Raw genomic sequence first — 20,340 nt, forward strand, 5'->3', positions numbered from 1 at the left:
GCCTGCCCCGCGGGAAATCCGTTCCCGGGGCACGTATTGCGGGTATCGGCATTTCGGCGGGACCAACTGCGCGCCCGGTACACCCGGCGCACAGCCCCGGACGGATGGATGCGACACGCGTGACGGAGCAGCCCACCTCCTACGAACGCCCCCAGCCGGGCGTCGACCCCGCGGAGGCCCGCGGGGCTCTCCTGCGTGCCCCGGAGCAGCCCGCGCAACACCTCGGCAACCCGGCCTTACCCGCGCAGGCCCGGGCCGACGGACCGCCCTCCGGCCCGGGCACGGCCACGCCCTGCGGCCAGGGAACGGACGGCAAGGGGAAGGAGCTCCCAGTCAACGGCCCCGAGCACTCCCAGCCCGCCACCACCGAACCCGACGCGCACCGCCCGCGCCCCGCGCCGGAGGCCATCCCGGCCCAGCCCGGCGCCGAGCAGGAGCGGACACCGGGCGGTGAGGAGCGCCGTACCGGGCGGGGGCTGCCGCCGGGGCGGCCGATGCCGATGCGGCGGGACGGGGACCGGCTCCGCTTCGTGGGCGCGGCCACCCGGCGGATCGCCCGCGGGCTCGACCTGGACGAGATCGTGATGGGGCTGTGCCGGGCCACCGTGCCGACGTTCTCCGACGCGATCCTGGTCTATCTGCGCGAACCGCTGCCGGTCGGCGACGAGCGGCCCAGCGGTCCGGTGGTACTGCGGCTGCGCCGTACCGACCGGATACCTCAGGAGCGGGACACCGACGGGGTGCTGCTGCCACCGGCGTTCGACCCGGATCCGGAGCCGTCCGTGCTGGCGGACCTGTCGTCGCTGACCACCGAGCTGTGCGAGGTGCGGCCGGGCGGCGCGCTGAACGAGGTGCTGCGCGGAGTGCGGCCGGTGTTCGCCGACGCGCCCGCCGCCCGGGCCGCCCTGCCGGAGCTGCTCGGCGAGGGCGGCGAGACGGTCGTACCGGGCGGGCAGCACGCGATCCTCGCGCCGCTGCGCGGCCGGCGCCGGGTGATCGGCGCGGCCCTGTTCCTGCGCCGCCCGGACCGGCTCGCCTTCGAGGCGGACGATCTGCTGGTGGCAGCGCAGCTGGCCACGCACAGCGCGCTCGGCATCGACAAGGCGGTGCTGTACGGGCGGGAGGCGTACATCGCCGACGAGCTGCAGCGCACCATGCTGCCCGAGACGCTGCCCCGCCCGACCGGGGTCCGGCTGGCGTCCCGCTATCTGCCGGCGGCCGAGACCGCGCGGGTCGGCGGCGACTGGTACGACGCGATCCCGCTGCCCGGCAGCCGGGTCGCGCTGGTCGTCGGCGACGTGATGGGCCACTCGATGACCTCGGCGGCCATCATGGGCCAGCTGCGCACGACCGCGCAGACGCTGGCGGGGCTCGACCTGCCGCCGCAGGAGGTGCTGCACCACCTGGACGAGCAGGCGCAGCGCCTGGGCACCGACCGCATGGCGACCTGCCTGTACGCCGTCTACGACCCGGTGACGCACCGCATCACGATCGCCAACGCCGGCCATCCGCCGCCCGTCCTGCTGCACCTGGGCGGCCGGGCCGAGGTGCTGCGGGTGCCGCCGGGCGCGCCGATCGGCGTCGGCGGGGTCGACTTCGAGGCGGTGGAGCTGGACGCGCCCGCCGGGGGCACCCTGCTGCTGTACACCGACGGTCTGGTGGAGTCCCGGCTGCGGGACGTGTGGACGGGCATAGAGCAGCTGCGGGAGAAGCTGGCCGCGACCGCGCAGCTGACCGGCCCGGATCATCCGCCGCCGCTGGAAGCGCTGTGCGACGAGGTGCTGGACATGCTCGGCCCGGGCGACCGGGACGACGACATCGCGCTGCTCGCGGCCCGGTTCGACGGGATCGCGCCGAGCGATGTCGCCTACTGGACGCTGGAGCCGGAGGACTCCGCCCCGGGCCAGGCCCGCCGGCTGGCCCGGCGGGCGCTCGCCCGCTGGGACCTGGAGGAGCTGACGGACTCGGTGGAGCTGCTGGTCAGCGAGGTCGTGACGAACGCCGTACGGTACGCGTCGCGGCCGGTGACGCTGCGGCTGCTGCGCACGGACGTGCTGCGCTGCGAGGTCGGCGACGACGTGCCGCAGCTGCCGCGGCTCAGGCAGGCCCGGGCCACGGACGAGGGCGGGCGCGGCCTGTACCTGGTCAACCGGCTGGCCCGGCGCTGGGGCGCGACCCGGCTGAGCACCGGCAAGGTGGTGTGGTTCGAGCTGAACCGCGGCTGAGCCCGGTACGGCACGGGAAGGGCGCCCGGTGTGCACCGGGCGCCCTTCCTGCTGTGCCTACTGGTCGTCCTGCGGGTCGAGCGGGTTCTCCGGAGTGATCTCGGTCGTCGGCGGCCGGCTCGTCGGGGTCTGGGTCGGCGGTGTCTGCGTGGGCGGGGTCTGGCTCGGGGTCCGGGACGGCGTCTGCGACGGCGTCTGGGACGGCGACTGGGACGTCGGCGGCTCGCTGGTCGGCGTCTGCGACGGCGTCCGGGTCGGCGTGTGCGTCCACGTCGGCGTCTCGACGGGCGCGACGGCCGCGCCCTGCGTGGTGTTCAGGTCGAACCTCGCCTTGTCCGTGACGCCGAAGGTGTACGCGGCCCAGATCTTTGCCGGGTAGCCACCGCCGTTGATCCGTCCCGGGGGCTTGAGCAGGCCGGTCGCGCCCTTCATGGACACGTGGGCCTTGGTCTTCGGGTCCTCGCCGAACAGCCCCACGGAGGTGACCAGGGTCGGCGTGTAGCCGGTGAACCAGGCCGACTTGTTCTCGTCGGAGGTACCGGTCTTGCCCGCGACCTGCTGGCCGCCGCGCAGCGGGTTGCCCGCGACCGACTCCTGGGCCGTGCCGTCGTCCACCACGCCGGTGAGCACCGAGGTGACCGTGTCGGCGGCGGTGCGGCTGATCACGGAGCCGCCGACCGGGTTGGGCATCTCCACGGAACGGCCCTTGTTCTCGGCCGACTTGATGATCGTCGGGGTCACCTTGTAGCCGTGGTTGGCGAAGGTGGCGTAGATCCCGGCCATCTCCAGCGGGCTGGCGCCCATCGAGCCGAGGGTCTGGGCGGGCACCGCCTGCATGCCCTCGGTGTCCATGCCGAGCTTGCCCGCGGTGCTCATCACCTTGTCCATCCCCACGTCCACGCCCATCTGCGCGAAGACGGAGTTGACGGACTTGTTCATGGCCTGCTGCACGGTGATCTTGTCGTAGTCGACGTCGTCCTCGTTCGGCGGGGCGAAGCCGACCGGGGAGCCGTGGTCCAGGACCTGGCGGCGGCTGGTGCCGTCGTAGACGGTGTTCGCGGTGATCGGCTTGCCGTCCTGGGTGGTGGCGTTCTGCTCCAGGGCGGCGGCGAGGATCACCGGCTTGAACGTCGAGGCGGGCTGGTAGTCCCGGCGGGTGGCGTTGTCGAAGTAGTGCTTGTAGTAGTCCTGGCCGCCGTAGAGCGCGACGATCCTGCCCGTCTTGGGGTCGACGGAGACGGCGCCGGCCTGGATGTCGCCGTCGACCTTGCGCTTCTTCGGGTCCAGCTTGCTGGTCAGCTGGGTCTTGACGGCCCGCTCCAGCGCGGACTGCTTCTTCCGGTCGATGTTGAGGGTGATGGTCCAGCCCTTGTCGATGACCGCGTTCTCCGCCTGGGAGGGGGTCAGGCCCTCCTGCGCCATGAGCTGCTGTTCCAGCTGCTGGTTGGCGAGTTCGACCAGGTAGCCCTTCTGCCCGCCGAGGCCGGGGGCGCCCTTGGGCTCCTTGGGGTAGGGGAAGTGCAGGCCGTCCCGCTTGGCCTTGGAGAGCCAGCCCTCCTCGACCATGTTGTCCAGGACGTAGTTCCAGCGCTGCTGGACCAGCCGCTTGCCGGTCTTCGTGGCGACGGCCCAGTCGTACTGGCTGGGGGCCTGGAGCAGGGCCGCGAGGTAGGCGCCCTGGGCGACGGAGAGGTCCTCTGCGTCCACGTGGTAGTAGGCCTGGGCGGCGGCCTGGATGCCGTAGGCGTTGCGGCCGTAGTAGCTGGTGTTGATGTAGCCGGCGAGGATGTCGTCCTTGGTCTTCTCGCGGTCCACCTTGAGCGAGATGACCAGTTCCTTCAGCTTGCGCGTGACGGTCTGGTCCTGGTTCAGGTAGTAGTTCTTGACGTACTGCTGGGTGATCGTGGAGCCGCCCTGCTTGCCCTTGCCGGACAGCGTGTTGATCAGGCCGCGGGCGGTGCCGCGGAAGTCGACGCCGGAGTCGTGGTAGAAGCTCTTGTTCTCCGCCGCCACGAAGGTCAGCTGGACCTTGCGGGGCACCTTGGACAGGTCGACGATCTCGCGGTTGACCTCGCCCTTGCGGGCCAGAATCGTTCCGTCACTGAACTTGTAGACGTTGCTCTGCTGCTGGGCGGCGGCGTTGCCCTCGGGGACGTCCACGTACAGGTACAGGCCGATGAAGCCCAGGATGCCCAGCAGGCACACCCCGAAGAAGGTGCCGAGGATCTTCTTCCAGCCGAAGATCCGGCGTATGAGGCTCTTGGCGGGCTTGCCGGCCGCAGCGGGCTGTGCGGCCGCCGCGGGGCCGCCCGCCTCGACGGGTAGGGGGCGGCGGCGCCTGGGCGCCGCGCGGCGGCCACCGCGCTGTCGCGCTCGTCTCTCTTCCGCTCGTCCCATGAGTCCCTACGCTCGCTTCCGTCTCGGGGTCAGCTCCGAAAGCTAACACCCCCCTATATGACAAAGGGCGTCCGATCCGTTCTTTTACGGACGTGACAATCAGCACCCGCCCCATCGGAACCGACGGCATTCACTGGTACAGGGTTGCTCGGTGCGTTAAAGTGATATCACTTAGCTAGAACAGAGCTAGGCGCTACGACAACGGGGGGAACACCCATGTCCGACATACCCGAGATGCCCGCCCCACGGGTCCGCGAGTTCACCGCCCACAGCATCGGCGGCGGGCTCGCCCTGCTGCTCGGCCTCATCGGGCTCGGCACCGCGATCGCGCTGTTCGGGGCCTCCGGGGCGGCGCACTCCTCCGGCGCCGAGGGCGGACTCATCGTCGCGGGTGTGGTCGTCCTGCTCGCGTCCGTCATCGGAATGCGCGGTCTGAACACGGTCGCGCCGGGCGAGGCCCGGGTCGTCCAGCTCTTCGGGCGCTACCGGGGCACGATCCGGCAGGACGGCCTGCGCTGGGTGAACCCCTTCACCTCACGGACCCGGATCTCCACCCGGGTGCGCAACCACGAGACGGCCGTACTGAAGGTCAACGACGCCTACGGCAACCCCATCGAGCTGGCCGCGGTCGTGGTGTGGAAGGTCCAGGACACCGCGCAGGCCACCTTCGAGGTGGACGACTTCGCGGAGTTCGTCGCCACGCAGACCGAGACGGCCGTGCGGCACATCGCGATCGAGTACCCGTACGACGCCCACGACGAGGACGGCCTGTCGCTGCGCGGCAACGCCGAGGAGATCACCGAGAAGCTGGCCGTCGAGCTGCAGGTACGGGTCGAGGCGGCCGGCGTGGAGATCATCGAGTCCCGCTTCACGCATCTCGCGTACGCTCCCGAGATCGCCTCGGCGATGCTCCAGCGGCAGCAGGCGGGCGCGGTCGTCGCGGCCCGGCGGCAGATCGTGGACGGCGCCGTGGGGATGGTCGAGGCGGCGCTGGCCCGGATCGCGGAGGCGGACATCGTGGACCTGGACGACGAGCGGAAGGCGGCGATGGTGTCGAACCTGATGGTGGTGCTGTGCGGGGACCGGGCGCCGCAGCCGGTCCTCAACACCGGGACCCTCTACCAGTGACGGACCCCGCCAACACCCCGCGGCGCCGGCCGCAGCAGCGCAAGCAGGTGCTGCTGCGGCTGGACCCGTCGGTGTACGAGGCGCTGGCGCGGTGGGCCGGGGACGAGCTGCGATCGGCGAACGCCCAGATCGAGTTCCTACTGCGCAAGGCGCTGGCGGAGGCGGGGCGGCTGCCGAAGGACACCGGTCCGCTGCCGCGGCGCGGCCGGCCGCCTGTGTCGGAACCGTGACAATCGGCCCCCACCTGCGGGGCCGCACCGCCTGCCACGATCCCTGCACGGCTCGTATACACCCCGCGTATACACCGTGTGTAGAGTGCTGCCATGTCCATCGGTCACACCCTTCTGGGACTCCTGGAGTCCGGCCCGCGCCACGGCTACGACCTCAAGCGGGCCTTCGACGAGAAGTTCGGTCACGACCGGCCGCTGCACTACGGCCAGGTCTACTCCACGATGTCGCGGCTGCTGAAGCACGGCCTCGTGGAAGTCGACGGCATCGAGGCCGGCGGCGGCCCCGAGCGCAAGCGGTACGCCATCACCGACGCCGGCGTCACCGACGTCGAACGCTGGCTCGCCACCCCGGAGAAACCCGAGGAGTACCTCCAGTCGACCCTCTACACCAAGGTCGTCCTCGCCCTCCTCACCCACCGCGACGCGGCCGACATCCTCGACGTCCAGCGGGCCGAGCACCTGCGCAGCATGCGCATCCTGACCGACCGCAAGCGCAAGGGCGACCTCGCGGACCAGCTGATCTGCGACCACGCCCTGTTCCACCTGGAGGCGGACCTGCGCTGGCTGGAACTGACGGCCGCGCGCCTCGACAAGCTCCGTGCGGCGGTGACCCGATGACCCCTCCGCCCGGCTCCCTGCTCACCGCCGAGGACCTGCGCAAGTCCTACGGCCCCACGGTCGCCCTCGACGGCGCCGGCTTCTCCATCCACCCCGGCGAGGTCGTCGCCGTGATGGGCCCCTCCGGCTCCGGCAAGTCGACGCTGCTGCACTGCCTCGCCGGCATCGTGCCGCCCGACTCCGGCTCCATCGTCTACAACGGCCGGGAACTGGCCGGCATGAGCGACGCCGAGCGCAGCGCGCTGCGCCGCAGCGAGTTCGGCTTCGTCTTCCAGTTCGGCCAGCTGGTCCCGGAGCTGACCTGCGTGGAAAACGTGGCGCTGCCGCTCCGGCTGAACGGCCGCCCCCGCAAGGAGGCCGAGCGGGCCGCGCTGACCTGGATGGAGCGGCTGGAGGTGGACGACCTCAAGGGCAAGCGGCCCGGCGAGGTCTCCGGCGGCCAGGGCCAGCGGGTCGCGGTGGCGCGGGCGCTGGTCACCGACCCGCGGGTGATCTTCGCCGACGAACCGACCGGCGCGCTCGACTCCCTCAACGGCGAACGCGTGATGGAGCTGCTGACCGACGCGGCCCGCTCCACCAACGCGGCCGTCGTGCTGGTCACGCACGAGGCCCGGGTGGCCGCCTACTCCGACCGGGAGATCGTCGTACGCGACGGCAGGTCCCGGGACATGGAGCGGGCCATATGAACGTGCGGCAGTGGAGCAGGGACCTGGGCCTGGGCGTCCGGTTCGCCTTCACCGGCGGACGCGAGGGCTGGGTCCGGATGCTGCTGACGGCGGTCGGCGTCGGCCTGGGCGTGGCGCTGCTGCTGCTGACGACGGCGCTGCCCAACATCCTGGCCGCACGGCACCGGGTGGAGGACGCCCGCCAGGACTACTCGGCCGCCTGGACCGTCGCCAAGGCGGACGACACCGTGCTGGTCGCGGTCACCGACACGTCGTGGCACGACAAGGACATCCGCGGCCGGCTGCTGGAGCCGGAGGGCGCGAAGGCCCCGCTGCCACCCGGCGTCGGCCGCTTCCCGGCGAAGGGCGAGATGGTGGTCTCGCCCGCGTTGAAGAGGCTGCTCGACTCGGACGGGGCGGAGCTGCTGCGCGAGCGGATCCCGTACCGGATCACCGGCAGCATCGGTGACAGCGGGCTGATCGGCTCGCACGAACTCGCCTACTACGCGGGCGCCGATGGCCTCGTGCCGCACTCGGGCGGCACCCGGGTCGACCGGCTGAAGACGTTCGGCAATCCCGATCCGATGCCGGAGAAGACCGACCCGGTGCTCATCATGATGACGCTGGTCGTGTTCGTGGTGCTGCTGATGCCGGTCGCCGTGTTCATCGCCGCGGCCGTGCGGTTCGGCGGCGAGCGGCGCGACCGCCGGCTGGCCGCGCTGCGGCTGGTGGGCTCCGACAGCCGGATGACCCGGCGGATCGCGGCCGGCGAGGCGCTGGCCGGGGCGCTGCTCGGACTGGCCGTCGGTACGGTGTTCTTCCTGATCGGACGCCAGGTGGCGGGCACCGCCGAGGTCCTGGGCCAGAGCTTCTTCCCGAGCTATCTGGACCCGTCCCCGGCACTGGCCGCACTGGTCGCGGTGGCGGTTCCGGCGTCCGCCGTGCTGGTGACGCTGCTCGCCATGCGCGGGGTGGTCGTCGAGCCGCTCGGTGTGGTGCGCACGGCCAAGCAGGCCCGGCGGCGCCTGTGGTGGCGCCTGCTGCTGCCGCTGGCGGGCCTGGCGATGCTCTACCCGATGACGGGCAACGGCCGCGACCACGGCGACTTCAACGAGTACCTGGTCGTCGGCGGCGTACTGCTGCTGCTCGTCGGCGTGACCGCGCTGCTCCCGTGGCTCGTGGAAGCGGTCGTCGGCCGGCTCGGCGGCGGTTCCGTCTCCTGGCAACTGGCCGTGCGCCGGTTGCAGCTGAGCAGTGGCACGGCCGCCCGCATGGTCAACGGCATCGCGGTGGCGGTGGCCGGTGCGATCGCGCTGCAGATGCTGTTCGCGGGCGTGGAGAGCCAGTACACCAAGGAGACGGGGAAGGACCCCAGCCGGGCACAGATGGAGGTCAGCCTGTCCGACCACGGCCGACTGTCCACTGCCCGCTCGGAGTTCGCCCGGACCAAGGGGGTACGGAAGTCGGTGACGCTGTCCAGCGCGCAGGTCGGTGCCAAGCGCCGGGACCCCGAGGTGACGGCCGGCTTCACGGTCGGCGACTGTGCCGCGTTGCGGGAGATCGCCGTCCTGCCCTCCTGCCACGACGGCGACGTGTTCGCCCTGGACAACCCGGGTTACGACCCCGAATACACGGGCGGCATCCGGCCCCTCATGCGGCCGGGTACGCGGTTGTGGATCGACCCGACCGAGGGCGAGGTGCACGGCCGGGAGATCCGCTGGACGCTGCCGGCCAGGATCCCTGCGGCTCCCGTGCGCAAGGACTCGCTGCAGAGCGACCCGACCGGCCTGCTGGTCACCCCCTCGGCCCTGCCCGCGAAGGCCACCCCCGTGCTGCACGGCCAGGTCTTCCTGCGCCTGGACGAGTCGGTACCGGACGCCGAGGAGTACGTGCGTACCACCGCCGCCCGCGTCGATCCCCTCGCCTACCCGTGGACCTGGGCGGCCACCGAGCAGTCCAACCGGTACACCTCCCTGCGCACCGGCCTGTTCATCGGCGCGGTCTGTGTGCTGGCGCTGATCGGGGCGAGCCTTCTGGTCTCCCAGCTGGAGCAGTTGCGTGAGCGGCGCAAGCTGCTGTCGTCCCTGCTCGCCTTCGGCACCCGGCGTCGCACACTGGGCCTGTCGGTGCTGTGGCAGACGGCGGTACCGATCGCGCTGGGGCTGCTGCTGGCCTCGGCGGTGGGCCTGACCCTCGGGGCGGTCCTGCTGAAGATGACGGATACCGCGGTGAGCGTCGACTGGGCGAGCGTGCTGTCGATGGCCGGCGCCGGCGCGGCGGTGGTCCTCGTGGTCACCCTGCTGAGCCTGCCGCCGCTGATCCGGCTGATGCGGCCGGACGGACTGCGCACGGAGTAGGGACGGGACGGAGGAGACGGCGGTGGCCTGGGCGGCGGACGAGTACTGCCTGCTCGTCAACGCCATCGAGGGCTCGCCCCTGTGGACCCGCCTGGCCGACTGGACGGGCGGCGAGGACGAGGCGGAGTGGCGGCGGCACGTCCCGCGCTTCGCCCCGCTCGTCGCGCACTGGCACCGGGCCGGCCTGGTCCGGCTCGTCCGGGCCGCGGGCTGGGCGTACCTCCCGGACACGCACCGGGTGGCCGCCGCGGACGTGCCGGACGTGCTCGCCGACCCGGACGCCTGGGCCCGGCGCGCGAGCGAGGAACAGGTGATCGGCGTGGGCCTGGCCACGGCCCGCACCGGCCTCACCGGACCACCGCCCAGGCAACCGGCCGCGTGCCCCCCTCACGCGCCCTCGTCCAGCACCCGCACCGGCAGCGCCCGCAACGCCTCCCGCAACGCCTCCGCCAACTCTTCGTACTCCGCGGCGCGCGCCGCGCCCGCGCGCATGGCGAAGGCGACCCGGCGGGTCGGGGCGGGCTCGGCGAAGTAGCCGGTCAGCAGCTGGCTGCTGCGGGCGGTCTCCAGTTTCAGCGCGGTGCGCGGCAGCAGTGTGCAGCCGAGGCCGCCGGCCACCAGCTGGACCAGCGTGGACAGTCCGGCGGCCGTGGTGGTGACCGGCGCGTCCTCGCGGCCGGCCTCCCGGCAGATGTCCAGGGCCTGGTCGCGCAGGCAGTGGCCCTCGTCCAGGAGCAGCAGGTTCAGCTCCTTCAGCGCCTCGCGCGGAATGCCCTCCCGGCCGCCTAGCCAGTGGTCGAGCGGGGTGACGAGCACGAAGTCCTCGTCGAAGAGGGGGAGTTCGACAACTCCGGGCACGCCGAGCGGTACGGCCAGCAACAGCAGGTCGAGCCGGCCGGAGTTCAGGCCGTCGATCAGGTTGGCGGTCTGCTCCTCGTGCACCTGGAGGTCGAGGTGCGGGTAGCGCTCGTGGACCAGCCGCAGCACGGCCGGCAGCAGGTACGGCGCCACGGTGGGGATCACCCCGAGGCGCAGCACGCCCGTGAACGGAGCCCGGACCGCCTCCGCCTCCTCCAGCAGCGCGCCGACCGCGTCCAGCACCGCCTTGGCGCGCACGGCGAGCCGCTCCCCCGCGGGCGAGAGCAGCACCTTGCGGGTCGTACGCTCGAGGAGGGTCACCCCGAGGGTCTCCTCCAGCGCCGAGACGGCACCGGACAGGGCGGGTTGGCTCATCCCGATGGCCGCGGCCGCGTCCCGGAAGTGCAGGTGCTCGGCCACCGCGGCGAACGCCCGCAGCTGCGCCAGGCTCGGCTGCCTCCGCTTGCCGTTACTCATGCTCACTGATAGCTACCTCCGATCAACACGACCGAGTGTAGCTATTTCCCTAATCAATGTGCCCTGTGCCAACATCGACAACGTCCAACCCATGGGAAACACCCCAAAAGGGAAGTTTCTTCGCTGCAAGGAGAGCGTGTGCTCACTGTCGGTGACAAGTTCCCCGAGTTCGAACTGACCGCCTGCGTCTCGCTGGAGAAGGGCAAGGAGTTCGAGCAGATCCACCACAAGTCCTACGAGGGCAAGTGGCTCGTGGTCTTCGCCTGGCCCAAGGACTTCACGTTCGTGTGCCCGACCGAGATCGCCGCGTTCGGGAAGCTGAACGACGAGTTCGCCGACCGCGACGCCCAGATCCTCGGCTTCTCCGGTGACTCCGAGTTCGTCCACCACGCCTGGCGCAAGGACCACCCGGACCTGACCGACCTGCCGTTCCCGATGATGGCGGACTCCAAGCACGAGCTGATGCGCGACCTCGGCATCGAGGGCGAGGACGGCTTCGCGCAGCGCGCCGTCTTCATCGTCGACCCGAACCGCGAGATCCAGTTCACGATGGTCACCGCCGGTTCCGTGGGCCGTAACCCCAAGGAGGTCCTGCGGGTCCTGGACGCCCTGCAGACCGACGAGCTGTGCCCCTGCAACTGGACCAAGGGCGAGCAGACCCTCGACCCGGTCGCGCTGCTGGCTGGTGAGTGACCCGTGTCGCTCGACTCCCTGAAGTCCCGTATCCCGGACTACGCCAAGGACCTGAAGCTCAACCTGGGTTCGGTCATCGGCAACTCGGAGCTGCCGGCGCAGCAGCTGTGGGGCACGGTGCTGGCGACCGCCATCGCCTCCCGTTCCCCGATCGTGCTGCGTGAGCTGGAGCCGGAGGCGAAGGCGAACCTCTCGCCGGAGGCGTACCAGGCCGCCAAGGCTGCCGCCGCCGTCATGGCGATGAACAACGTCTTCTACCGCACCCGGCACCTGCTGTCCGACCACGAGTACGGCACCCTGCGCGCGGGCCTGCGGATGAACGTCATCGGCAACCCGGGCGTGGAGAAGGTCGACTTCGAGCTGTGGTCGTTCGCGGTCTCCGCGATCAACGGCTGCGGCATGTGCCTGGACTCGCACGAGCAGGTGCTGCGCAAGGCCGGCGTGGAGCGCGAGACCGTCCAGGAAGCTTTCAAGATCGCTTCCGTGGTGCAGGCGGTCGGCGTCACGCTGGACGCCGAGGCCGTGCTGGCCGAGTAGGCCGTACGTCGAGGACCCCGCTCACCCTTGGTGGGCGGGGTCTTCCGCGTTCTCCGCCACTTCTTCTTCCGCGGGTCCGGCAGAGGTGTGCTGCTGGACCTCCAGCGAATACTGCCGCAGATACCCGACCACCGTGTTCGTCACCGCCACCAGCGGTACGGCCACCACCGCGCCGCCGATGCCGGCCACCATGCCGCCGGCGGCCACGGTCAGCACGACCGCCAGCGGGTGGACGCGGACCGCGCGGCCGAGGATGAACGGCTGCAGGACGTGTCCCTCGATCTGCTGGACCGCCAGGACGACGACGAGGGTCATGACGGCGGTGAAGACGCCCTGGGTGACCAGGGCCACGATCACCGCCAGCGCGCCGGAGGCGACCGCGCCGACCAGGGGGATGAACGAGAACAGGAAGATGAAGACGGCCAGCGGTACGGCCATCGGCACATCGAGGAAGTAGATGCCGATGCCGATGAAGATGGCGTCGATGAGGGCGACCAGGACCGTGCCGCGGACGTAGGCGGTCAGAGTGCGCCAGGCGCGCGGGCCGGCGCCGGCCACGCCCGGGCGGGCGGCCGCGGGCACCAGCTTCAGGAACCACTCCCAGATCCGCTTGCCGTCGTAGAGCAGGAAGAGCGTGGAGAAGAACACCAGCAGGATGCCGGTGAGCGCCTCGATGATGACCTGAACGCCCTCCAGGCCGGCGGAGGTGATCTGCTCGGTGTTGGCGCCGATCGCCTCGCGGAGGTTCTTGGCGATCTGGTTGATCTGCTTGTCGGTGACGTGGAAGGGGCTCTTCAGCAGCCAGTCGCGCAGGTCGTCGATGCCGGACTGGATCTGGCTCGCGAGCGTGTCGATGTTCTCCATGACCTGCCAGGTCACGAACCAGCCCATCAGGCCGATGACGACGAAGCCGGAGATGGCGGTGAGCGCGGTGGCCGGGCCGCGCGGCACCCCCCGCCGGGTGAGCCGGGCGACCGTCGGCTGGAGCAGCGCGGTGACCAGCAGCGCGATGACGAAGGCGAACACCACCAGCTGCACGGCGCTGATGACCCGCATCAGCACCCAGACGGTGCCGGCCAGCACCAGCAACCGCCAGCCGGCCTCGGCGGCGACCCGGACACCCCAGGGCACGGCCTCGGCCGGGTCGGGGCGACGGCCGGAGGGCGGCGCGGGCCGGCGGACGGGCGGGGCCGCGTCGACGGGGGTGTCGGCGGGTGCCGGTTCACCGTGCTCGGCGTGCTCGGGATGGTCGGGGTCGGTGTGGTCCTTCTCCACCTCGGCGCGGCGCTCGTCGAGGCGCTCGCTCATCTCGGTGAGACCGGCTCCCAGCCGGCCGAGCCACCCTGGCACTCGCGACATGATCCGTCCTCTTCCCCCGCGTCCCCGGGTGCTCGCCACCACTCCCCCCGGGAGCCGTTCGGATACGACCGTACAGGGCGAAAGCCCCTCCCCTGAGGACGGGGAGGGGCTGCGCGAGGTTGAGAGGGGCCGACCGGATCCGGCGGGACTCCTAGTACCAGTGGTTGGCCTGCCAGAAGGACCAGGCCTCGCACGGGCTGCCGTAGCGGCTGTTCATGTAGTTGAGGCCCCACTTGATCTGCGTGGCCGGGTTGGTCTGCCAGTCGGCGCCGGCGGAGGCCATCTTGGAGCCGGGCAGGGCCTGGAAGAGACCGTAGGCACCGGAGGAGGCGTTCACCGCGTGGTAGTTCCAGCTGGACTCGTGGTCCACGATGTTGCTGAAGCACTGGAACTGGCCGCCGCCCACCATCTGACGCGCCATCGCCTGGATCTGCGCCACGGTGTAGTTGCCCTGGACCGGGAAGCTGGAGGAATCGCGGACGTCGGTGCCACGGCTGGCCGCGGCCTTCGCCTCGGCGCGCTCCTTGGCCTCCTTGGCGGCCTCCTTCTCGGCGGCCTCCTTCTTGGCGATCGCGGTCTCGGCGGCCGCCTTGCGGGCGGCTTCCTCGGCGTCCTTCTTGGCGCTCACGTCCGCGGCGATGGCCTGGGCATCGGCCTGCTGCGTCAGGGAGTCGGCCTGCACCTGCACCTGCTGACCCGCGGGTATGTCCGCAAGGAGCGTGGTGTCGGCTGCCGTAGCCTCGGCGTCGTTGGTCTGCGCGGTGCTGCCCGAGGCAACGCCGACGACGCTTCCGACAGCGGTGACCGCGGTGGCCGAGGCCACTGCGAATCCCCGGACCGAAATCCGGCTCACACGGTTTCCTTCCAGCATCGCCCGCTTCGGTGACCCTGGCGGACGCAATCGTGCCCCTGACACTGGCCTCCCAACTGCGGGGTCACGGGAGGCGCGGGCCCGGTGGGCAACTCCCCCGAAGGGAGCGCCGCGTGGTGCGCGGGCGGCATACGACGAACTCTATGGAGTTGGTGATGCTTGGGTGGTGCTGTACCGCTGGGGGTACAGGTGTGTCGTATGCGGGGCCTGACAGGAGTGAGACTCTGCCGTAACCCGACGGCGCGTGGCAATTCCGTGTTGCGTGTGAAAGCTCACATCCCGTTTGTCCCCGGGGATTTCAGGAAAGCCCCACGCACGAAGGCGCCGCCCGGCTAGGCTCTTGCCTTTGCCGGACGGCGCCCTTCGCCGTCAGCTCTCTGTCAGATGTGGCCGTCCTCCAGCATTTCGGTCACAAGGGCGGCAATCTGGGACCTCTCGGACCGCGTCAGCGTGACGTGCGCGAAGAGGGGGTGTCCCTTCAGCTTCTCCACGACGGCGACCACCCCGTCGTAGCGGCCCACGCGCAGATTGTCCCGCTGTGCCACGTCATGGGTCAGAACGACCCGCGAGTTGGCGCCGATCCGCGACAGAACGGTCAGCAGCACGTTCTTCTCGAGGGACTGCGCCTCGTCCACGATCACGAACGCGTCGTGCAGCGAGCGCCCGCGGATGTGGGTGAGCGGGAGCACCTCCAGCATCCCGCGCGCGGTGACCTCCTCGATGACCTCGCGGCTGGTGACCGCGGAGAGGGTGTCGAAGACGGCCTGCGCCCACGGGCTCATCTTCTCCGCCTCGGTGCCCGGCAGATAGCCCAGTTCCTGCCCGCCGACCGCGTACAGCGGCCGGAAGACCATCACCTTCTGGTGCTGGCGGCGCTCCAGGACCGCCTCCAGGCCCGCGCACAGTGCCAGCGCCGACTTGCCGGTGCCGGCCCGGCCGCCCATCGAGACGATGCCGATGTCCGGGTCGAGCAGCAGGTCGAGCGCGATGCGCTGCTCGGCGCTGCGGCCCTTGATGCCGAACGCCTCCCGGTCGCCGCGCACCAGCCGGACGTTGCCCTCGGCGGTGACCCGGCCGAGCGCCTTGCCGCGCTCGGACTGGAGGGTCAGCCCGGTGTGCACGGGGAGACCGGCCGCCTCCGGGACGTACACGTGTCCTTCCTCGAAGAGGATGTCCACCTGCTCGCCCGGCAGGGTGAGTTCGGTCATCCCGGTCCAGCCGGAGTTCTCCGTGATGGCGAGTTCGGCCCGGTACTCCTCGGCGAGGAGGCCGACCGAGGACGCCTTGATCCTGAGCGGCAGGTCCTTCGACACGACGGTGACGTCGAACCCCTCGGCCTGCAGGTTGCGGGCCACCGCGAGGATGCGGGAGTCGTTGTCCCCCAGGCGGTAGCCGGTGGGCAGCACGCTGGGGTCCGAGTGGTTGAGCTCGACACGGATCGTGCCGCCGAGGTCCCCGATCGGGATGGGGGCGTCGAGACGGCCGTACCGGACCCGGTAGTCGTCGAGCAGGCGCAGGGCCTGCCGGGCGAAGTAGCCGAGTTCGGGATGGTGCCGCTTGGCCTCCAGTTCCGTGACCACCACGATGGGGAGCACGACCTCGTGCTCGTCGAAGCGGGTCAGGGCGTTCGGGTCGGCCAGCAGGACGCTGGTGTCGAGAACATACGTGCGCCGGTCTGGCAGATGGCGCTTTGTGCTGGTCACCACGGAAGGACGTACCCCCTCGGATGAGGTCGGGGAGCGACGAAGTGATCCTGGACCGGTGTCTGGCCCCCGCGCACGACGGGCCGCGAACCGGCCCCTCGCGGCTGCTTCCGTGCTGTGACCGCACAGTCGGGCTGGTGCAAAGGGCCTCCCGGGCGGACGGCCCCGTGCCGCCCGCTGAGATCCGACGCCCGTGGATCGGGTGTCGACCTGCTTGGCTTATGCCCTCGAACATGCGCCGCCATGCAAATGCGGCCAACAGCGCGCCGGTGAACTCCTCGTTACATCCCCGCCGAGCGGGGTAAACGCAACGCCCCGTCACCGGGCGGCGACGGGGCGGGGCGGGGCGGGTCAGCCGCCGTAGCGGCGGTGACGTGCGGCGTAGTCGCGCAGCGCCCGCAGGAAGTCGACCTTCCGGAACGCCGGCCAGAACACCTCGCAGAAGTAGTACTCCGAGTGGGCGGTCTGCCAGAGCATGAATCCGGACAACCGCTGTTCGCCGCTGGTGCGGATCACCAGGTCCGGGTCGGGCTGTGCCCCGGTGTAGAGGTGACGGCCGATCATGTCGATGTCGACGGACTCGGCGAGGTCCTCCATCGGCACGCCCTTGTCGTGCGCGTCGAGCAGCATGGAGCGCACGGCGTCGGCGATCTCCTGCCGGCCGCCGTATCCGATGGCCACGTTGACGGTTATCCCGTCGATGTGGGCGGTGGCCTCCTGGGCCTCCTTCAGTGCCGTCTGCATCTGCGCGGGCAGCAGGTCGAGCGTGCCGACGTGGTGCACCCGCCAGCGGCCGTCCGCGGCGAGGGTGCGTACGACGTCCTCGATGATGCCGAGCAGGGGGACGAGCTCCTCCTGCGGCCGGTCGAAGTTGTCGGTGGACAGCAGCCACAGGGTGACGACCTCGACGTCGGTCTCGCTGCACCAGCCGAGGAACTCCTCGATCTTCTCGGCACCGGCCCGGTGCCCGTGGACGGTGCTGGAGCCGGACGCCTTCGCCCAGCGGCGGTTGCCGTCCATGATGACGCCGATGTGCTTGGGCACCTGAGCGTGGTCCAGGTGGCCTTCCACCCGGCGTGCGTAGAGCCTGACGAGCAGGCCGCGCAGCTTGTCGCGCAGGTTCACGTGACCCTCCGGGGGTTGGGCGCGGGGTAGGGGTGCCGGAGCCGTTGAGCCTACCGCTGTTCGGGACTTGGTTCCGGCACGGGGTTTTCGCGGGGCGCAGGCGGCGCCCGGGTCGCGGCGGGCCGGGCCGGGTCGTCCGGGCTGGTCGGGACCGGTGCCGGCGGGTGCCTGCCGTCGCATCCACACGGCCGGGCGGCGGGCCGGCCGTTCCCCTCGCGCCACAAAAAACGGGCCGGTCCGTGGGGGGGAGACGGACCGGCCCGAGGGGGGGTTTCCACCATAACCCTTCGTAAGGGATGGTGGGTGCATCGGCGTGCCACAACTACTCTCCGGAATCATCCGGCAACGCCCCGGTGGTCGCGGAACGGTATATTCAGGGGTGTTTGGCGGCCCCTTCACAGCGGAATCCCAGGAAATTTGCTCGGATAGCAATGGATTCGCAAGGATTAGGCCGTCTTGGGGGTACATCGGCGAGTTGCCCCGGGTCCCTCCGACGGGCGACGCCGTCAGCGAACGGTGGACTTGACGGTTCCGCTACGCCACCCGGGGAAGATCATCGGTTTCACGGCACCGCGCAGCCCCCTCCACTGCGCGGTACCGACCGCGCAGCTTTGCTCACGCGAATTACCTTGGTCTGAACTTACGTGACCGGTGGGGCTCATGTGAAACCGCGGTGGATAACAATGTGGAAACCAAGCGAGAACTCGCGGCGAACTTCCGTCGAACTCGGGTCACCGACCGGTCAACCGCCGGGCCGGCGTCCCGGCTTGCCTTCCGGCTTGCGTTCCGGCTTGCGTACGTCGAAGAGGTGCCGGGCGCTGTGCGCGACGAACGGCCCCTCCCTCCCGATCCGCTCGTGCAGCGCCCGCAGGTGCGGCTCGTACGCCTCGACCGTGAAACCCGGGACCATCCAGACCACCTTGCGCAGGAAGTGGACGACAGCGGCGATGTCGTGGAACTCCATCCGCAGCCGCTCCGCCCGCAGCCCGGCCACCTCCAGGCCAGCCGCCTCGGCGTCGGCCCGCTCCCGCTCCGGATCGCGGGCGCCGCGCACCTCCTGCGGTTGCGGCCCGAGGAAGTACTCGACCAGCTCGAAGACGCTTGCCGGCCCCACGTGCTGGGCGAAGTAGGTGCCGCCGGGCCGCAGCACCCGGGCGATCTCGGCCCAGTGCGGGCGCACCGGGTGCCGGCTGAGCACCAGGTCGAACGCCTCGTCCGCGAACGGCAGCGGCGCGTCGTCCGGGGCGGCGACCACCACGACCCCGCGGGGCCGCAGCAGCGCCGTGGCCTTCGCCACGTTCGCCGGCCATCCCTCGGTCGCCGCCACGAGCACCGGCCGGGCCGGTTCCGCCCGGCCCAGCGCGAAGTCCAGCACCTCCCCGCCGCCGGTCTGGATGTCGAGCACGGCCTCGGCGCCGGTCAGCCGCCGGGCCGCGGACCGGGCGTACCCCCATGACGGGCGCGCCTCGGTGGCCCGCCCCTCGAACCACGAGAAGTCCCACCCCTCGGTCGGCACGGCGGCGCCCTCGGCCACGAGGTCCTCGAAGGTACGGTGCGCGGTCATACGGCCATGCTCCCAGCCGAGCCGCGGCGGGTCCTGCTGTTTTTCCGCGGGGGACGGCCGACGGGGGCCATCGGCCGGGGCGGTCGGCGCGGGGAGCTGAACAGGGCGTAGGCCGTCCGGACGGTCGGGGCGTGAGGAGGCGGGCGTCCAGGCGGCCGGCGTCAGGCGGCGCCGGGCCTTCCGGCCGGCGGACCCGTGCGGCGCCCGGGCCGGTGTGTGCAGCACCGCCCACGGGCCCAGCAGGAGTCCGCTGAAGCGGACGAGCGGCCGGAGCGGGCGGTCAGCGGGCCCTCGCGGTGGGCCCAGCGGACGGCTGTCGCACCGCCGGCCCCCGGGACCCGCTCCACTCCGCGCCACCGGTCGTCGGACAGGGGCCTGCATCCGGGCACCGCTGCACAGCAGGCACGGTCCGAGGGTGGTGTACAGCCGGTGCCCGGGGTGGCGGCGGGCCGGGACCTGGCCCGGGGCGTTGAACCTCGGCGTGCGCGAGGCCCGTGCCGGCAGCTGTCCCGCCGGGACGGTGGTCTCCCGGCTCCGGTTGCGGCCCGGCGACGACACCGCCCCCCTCCCGCAGACGCACGAGGCCCGACCAGCCGGTGGACACCGTCCCCGCTCAGGGCACCAGGGGCCGGACCTCCTGCGCGGCGAAGCGTACGAAGCCCTCCGGGTCGGGCTCGTCCGCCGTCGGCTGCAGCACGACGGTGTCGGCGCCGGCCTCGGTCAGCTGCCGTACCGCCTCGGCCACCGCGCCCGCGTCCCCGGCGACACCCACGTCCGCCGACTCCAGCCCCTCGGTCGCGAGTTCGGCGCGCAGCCGGGCCTCGGCACCGGCCCCCGTGGCGGCCAGGAGATAGACGACGACCCGGTGCGGGCCGCCGCGGCCGGCCGCCCGGCGTCCCTCCTCCACGAGCTTGCGGGCCCGCCGTACGCCGTCCACCGAGGTGGCGGCGGTGAGAAGGGTGCCGTCGGCCTTCTCTCCGGAGAGCCGGAGCGTACGCGGTCCGGTGCCGCCCGCGAGGATGTCGACCGGGTGCTCCGGGGGCCAGTCGAGGGCGACGTCGTCCAACTGGACGTACCGCCCACGCACGGTGAGGCGCTCCCCGCGCAGCAGCGCGCGCAGGGCGTCGAGGTGCTCGCCGAGCAGGCCGAGCGGGGAGGCGGCCCGGGCGCCGACCTGTCCCATCCAGTCCTGCACCCCGTGGCCCAGGGTCAGGATGGCCCGGCCGGGGAACATGCGCTCCAGCGACGCGGCCTCCATGGCGGTGACGGCGACGTTCCTGAGCGGCACGGGCAGCAGGCCGATACCGACCCGCACCCGCTCGGTCCAGGCGAGCGCGGCGGCGGCCGTGGACACCCCGCCCTCCAGGAAGCAGTCCTCCCACAGCCACAGCTCTTCGAGCCCCGCGGCGTCCGCTTCCCGGGCGACGGCCCGCAGCCGCTCGGGAGGAAGCTGGGGACGGAATACGACACCGAGTCCTGTCATGACGCCCTTCCTAGTGGGGAGGACGGCAAAGGACAACGCATTTACTCGTC

At 71.5% G+C, this 20,340-nt stretch carries 16 protein-coding genes; 8 read left to right on the top strand and 8 right to left on the bottom strand.

Annotation, left to right across the window (positions count from 1 at the left end; translation table 11 throughout):
- Positions 1 to 119 precede the first annotated feature (119 nt).
- Entirely contained in the window at positions 120 to 2,225 is a 2,106-nt protein-coding gene (locus ACIP4Y_RS15105) for a SpoIIE family protein phosphatase (protein ID WP_401392800.1), read from the top strand.
- Positions 2,226 to 2,282: 57 nt separating this feature from the next.
- Here ACIP4Y_RS15105 and ACIP4Y_RS15110 read toward each other — a convergent pair whose 3' ends face one another.
- Positions 2,283 to 4,622 carry a transglycosylase domain-containing protein gene (locus ACIP4Y_RS15110; protein WP_401392803.1) on the bottom strand — a complete coding sequence of 780 codons (2,340 nt, stop codon included), beginning with the start codon at positions 4,620 to 4,622 and terminating at the stop codon, positions 2,283 to 2,285.
- Positions 4,623 to 4,838: 216 nt separating this feature from the next.
- Between ACIP4Y_RS15110 and ACIP4Y_RS15115 the strand changes: the two genes are divergently transcribed.
- From ACIP4Y_RS15115 to ACIP4Y_RS15135, 5 genes are all read left to right on the top strand, one after another.
- A complete protein-coding gene (locus ACIP4Y_RS15115; RefSeq protein ID WP_401392805.1) occupies positions 4,839 to 5,750 on the top strand; it encodes an SPFH domain-containing protein in 912 nt (303 codons plus the stop codon).
- Positions 5,747 to 5,980 carry a hypothetical protein gene (locus ACIP4Y_RS15120; RefSeq protein ID WP_401392808.1) on the top strand — a complete coding sequence of 78 codons (234 nt, stop codon included), beginning with the start codon at positions 5,747 to 5,749 and terminating at the stop codon, positions 5,978 to 5,980. The genes ACIP4Y_RS15115 and ACIP4Y_RS15120 overlap by 4 nt, the downstream gene beginning before the upstream one ends.
- 93 nt (positions 5,981 to 6,073) lie before the next feature.
- Positions 6,074 to 6,598, top strand: a complete 525-nt coding sequence (locus ACIP4Y_RS15125) for a PadR family transcriptional regulator (RefSeq protein ID WP_401392811.1) — start codon at positions 6,074 to 6,076, stop codon at positions 6,596 to 6,598.
- The gene (locus tag ACIP4Y_RS15130) at positions 6,595 to 7,284 is read left to right on the top strand and encodes an ABC transporter ATP-binding protein (RefSeq protein ID WP_358639254.1); all 690 of its coding nucleotides are present in this window, start codon (positions 6,595 to 6,597) and stop codon (positions 7,282 to 7,284) included. Before ACIP4Y_RS15125 ends, ACIP4Y_RS15130 begins: the two co-directional genes overlap by 4 nt.
- Positions 7,281 to 9,620, top strand: a complete 2,340-nt coding sequence (locus ACIP4Y_RS15135) for an ABC transporter permease (RefSeq protein WP_401392813.1) — start codon at positions 7,281 to 7,283, stop codon at positions 9,618 to 9,620. The genes ACIP4Y_RS15130 and ACIP4Y_RS15135 overlap by 4 nt, the downstream gene beginning before the upstream one ends.
- 387 nt (positions 9,621 to 10,007) lie before the next feature.
- Here the strand turns inward: ACIP4Y_RS15135 and ACIP4Y_RS15140 are convergent, their stop codons facing one another.
- Positions 10,008 to 10,955 (bottom strand): LysR substrate-binding domain-containing protein, encoded by a 948-nt coding sequence (locus ACIP4Y_RS15140; protein ID WP_401393900.1) that lies wholly within the window; start codon positions 10,953 to 10,955, stop codon positions 10,008 to 10,010.
- 138 nt (positions 10,956 to 11,093) lie between these two features.
- On the opposite strand from ACIP4Y_RS15140, the gene ACIP4Y_RS15145 reads away from it, so the two are divergent.
- The gene (locus tag ACIP4Y_RS15145; protein ID WP_030655541.1) at positions 11,094 to 11,648 is read left to right on the top strand and encodes a peroxiredoxin; all 555 of its coding nucleotides are present in this window, start codon (positions 11,094 to 11,096) and stop codon (positions 11,646 to 11,648) included.
- 3 nt (positions 11,649 to 11,651) lie between these two features.
- Complete coding sequence (locus ACIP4Y_RS15150; protein WP_356342951.1) at positions 11,652 to 12,185, top strand: alkyl hydroperoxide reductase; 534 nt, start codon at positions 11,652 to 11,654, stop codon at positions 12,183 to 12,185.
- Between the two features lie 21 nt (positions 12,186 to 12,206).
- Here the strand turns inward: ACIP4Y_RS15150 and ACIP4Y_RS15155 are convergent, their stop codons facing one another.
- The 6 genes from ACIP4Y_RS15155 to ACIP4Y_RS15180 all read right to left on the bottom strand — a co-directional run bounded on the left by ACIP4Y_RS15155 (position 12,207) and on the right by ACIP4Y_RS15180 (position 20,326).
- Positions 12,207 to 13,544, bottom strand: a complete 1,338-nt coding sequence (locus ACIP4Y_RS15155; RefSeq protein ID WP_401392818.1) for an AI-2E family transporter — start codon at positions 13,542 to 13,544, stop codon at positions 12,207 to 12,209.
- 151 nt (positions 13,545 to 13,695) lie between these two features.
- The gene (locus ACIP4Y_RS15160; RefSeq protein ID WP_358639266.1) at positions 13,696 to 14,415 is read right to left on the bottom strand and encodes a transglycosylase SLT domain-containing protein; all 720 of its coding nucleotides are present in this window, start codon (positions 14,413 to 14,415) and stop codon (positions 13,696 to 13,698) included.
- A gap of 380 nt (positions 14,416 to 14,795) precedes the next feature.
- Positions 14,796 to 16,121 (bottom strand): PhoH family protein, encoded by a 1,326-nt coding sequence (locus ACIP4Y_RS15165; RefSeq protein ID WP_401392821.1) that lies wholly within the window; start codon positions 16,119 to 16,121, stop codon positions 14,796 to 14,798.
- Positions 16,122 to 16,469: 348 nt separating this feature from the next.
- Positions 16,470 to 17,243 carry an isoprenyl transferase gene (locus tag ACIP4Y_RS15170; RefSeq protein ID WP_030346048.1) on the bottom strand — a complete coding sequence of 258 codons (774 nt, stop codon included), beginning with the start codon at positions 17,241 to 17,243 and terminating at the stop codon, positions 16,470 to 16,472.
- A 742-nt stretch (positions 17,244 to 17,985) separates the two neighbouring features.
- A complete protein-coding gene (locus ACIP4Y_RS15175) occupies positions 17,986 to 18,807 on the bottom strand; it encodes a class I SAM-dependent methyltransferase (protein WP_401392824.1) in 822 nt (273 codons plus the stop codon).
- Between the two features lie 613 nt (positions 18,808 to 19,420).
- Entirely contained in the window at positions 19,421 to 20,326 is a 906-nt protein-coding gene (locus ACIP4Y_RS15180; protein ID WP_401392827.1) for an LLM class flavin-dependent oxidoreductase, read from the bottom strand.
- Positions 20,327 to 20,340 lie beyond the last annotated feature (14 nt).

This window comes from Streptomyces sp. NPDC088810 (assembly GCF_044750305.1).
Taxonomy (GTDB): domain Bacteria; phylum Actinomycetota; class Actinomycetes; order Streptomycetales; family Streptomycetaceae; genus Streptomyces.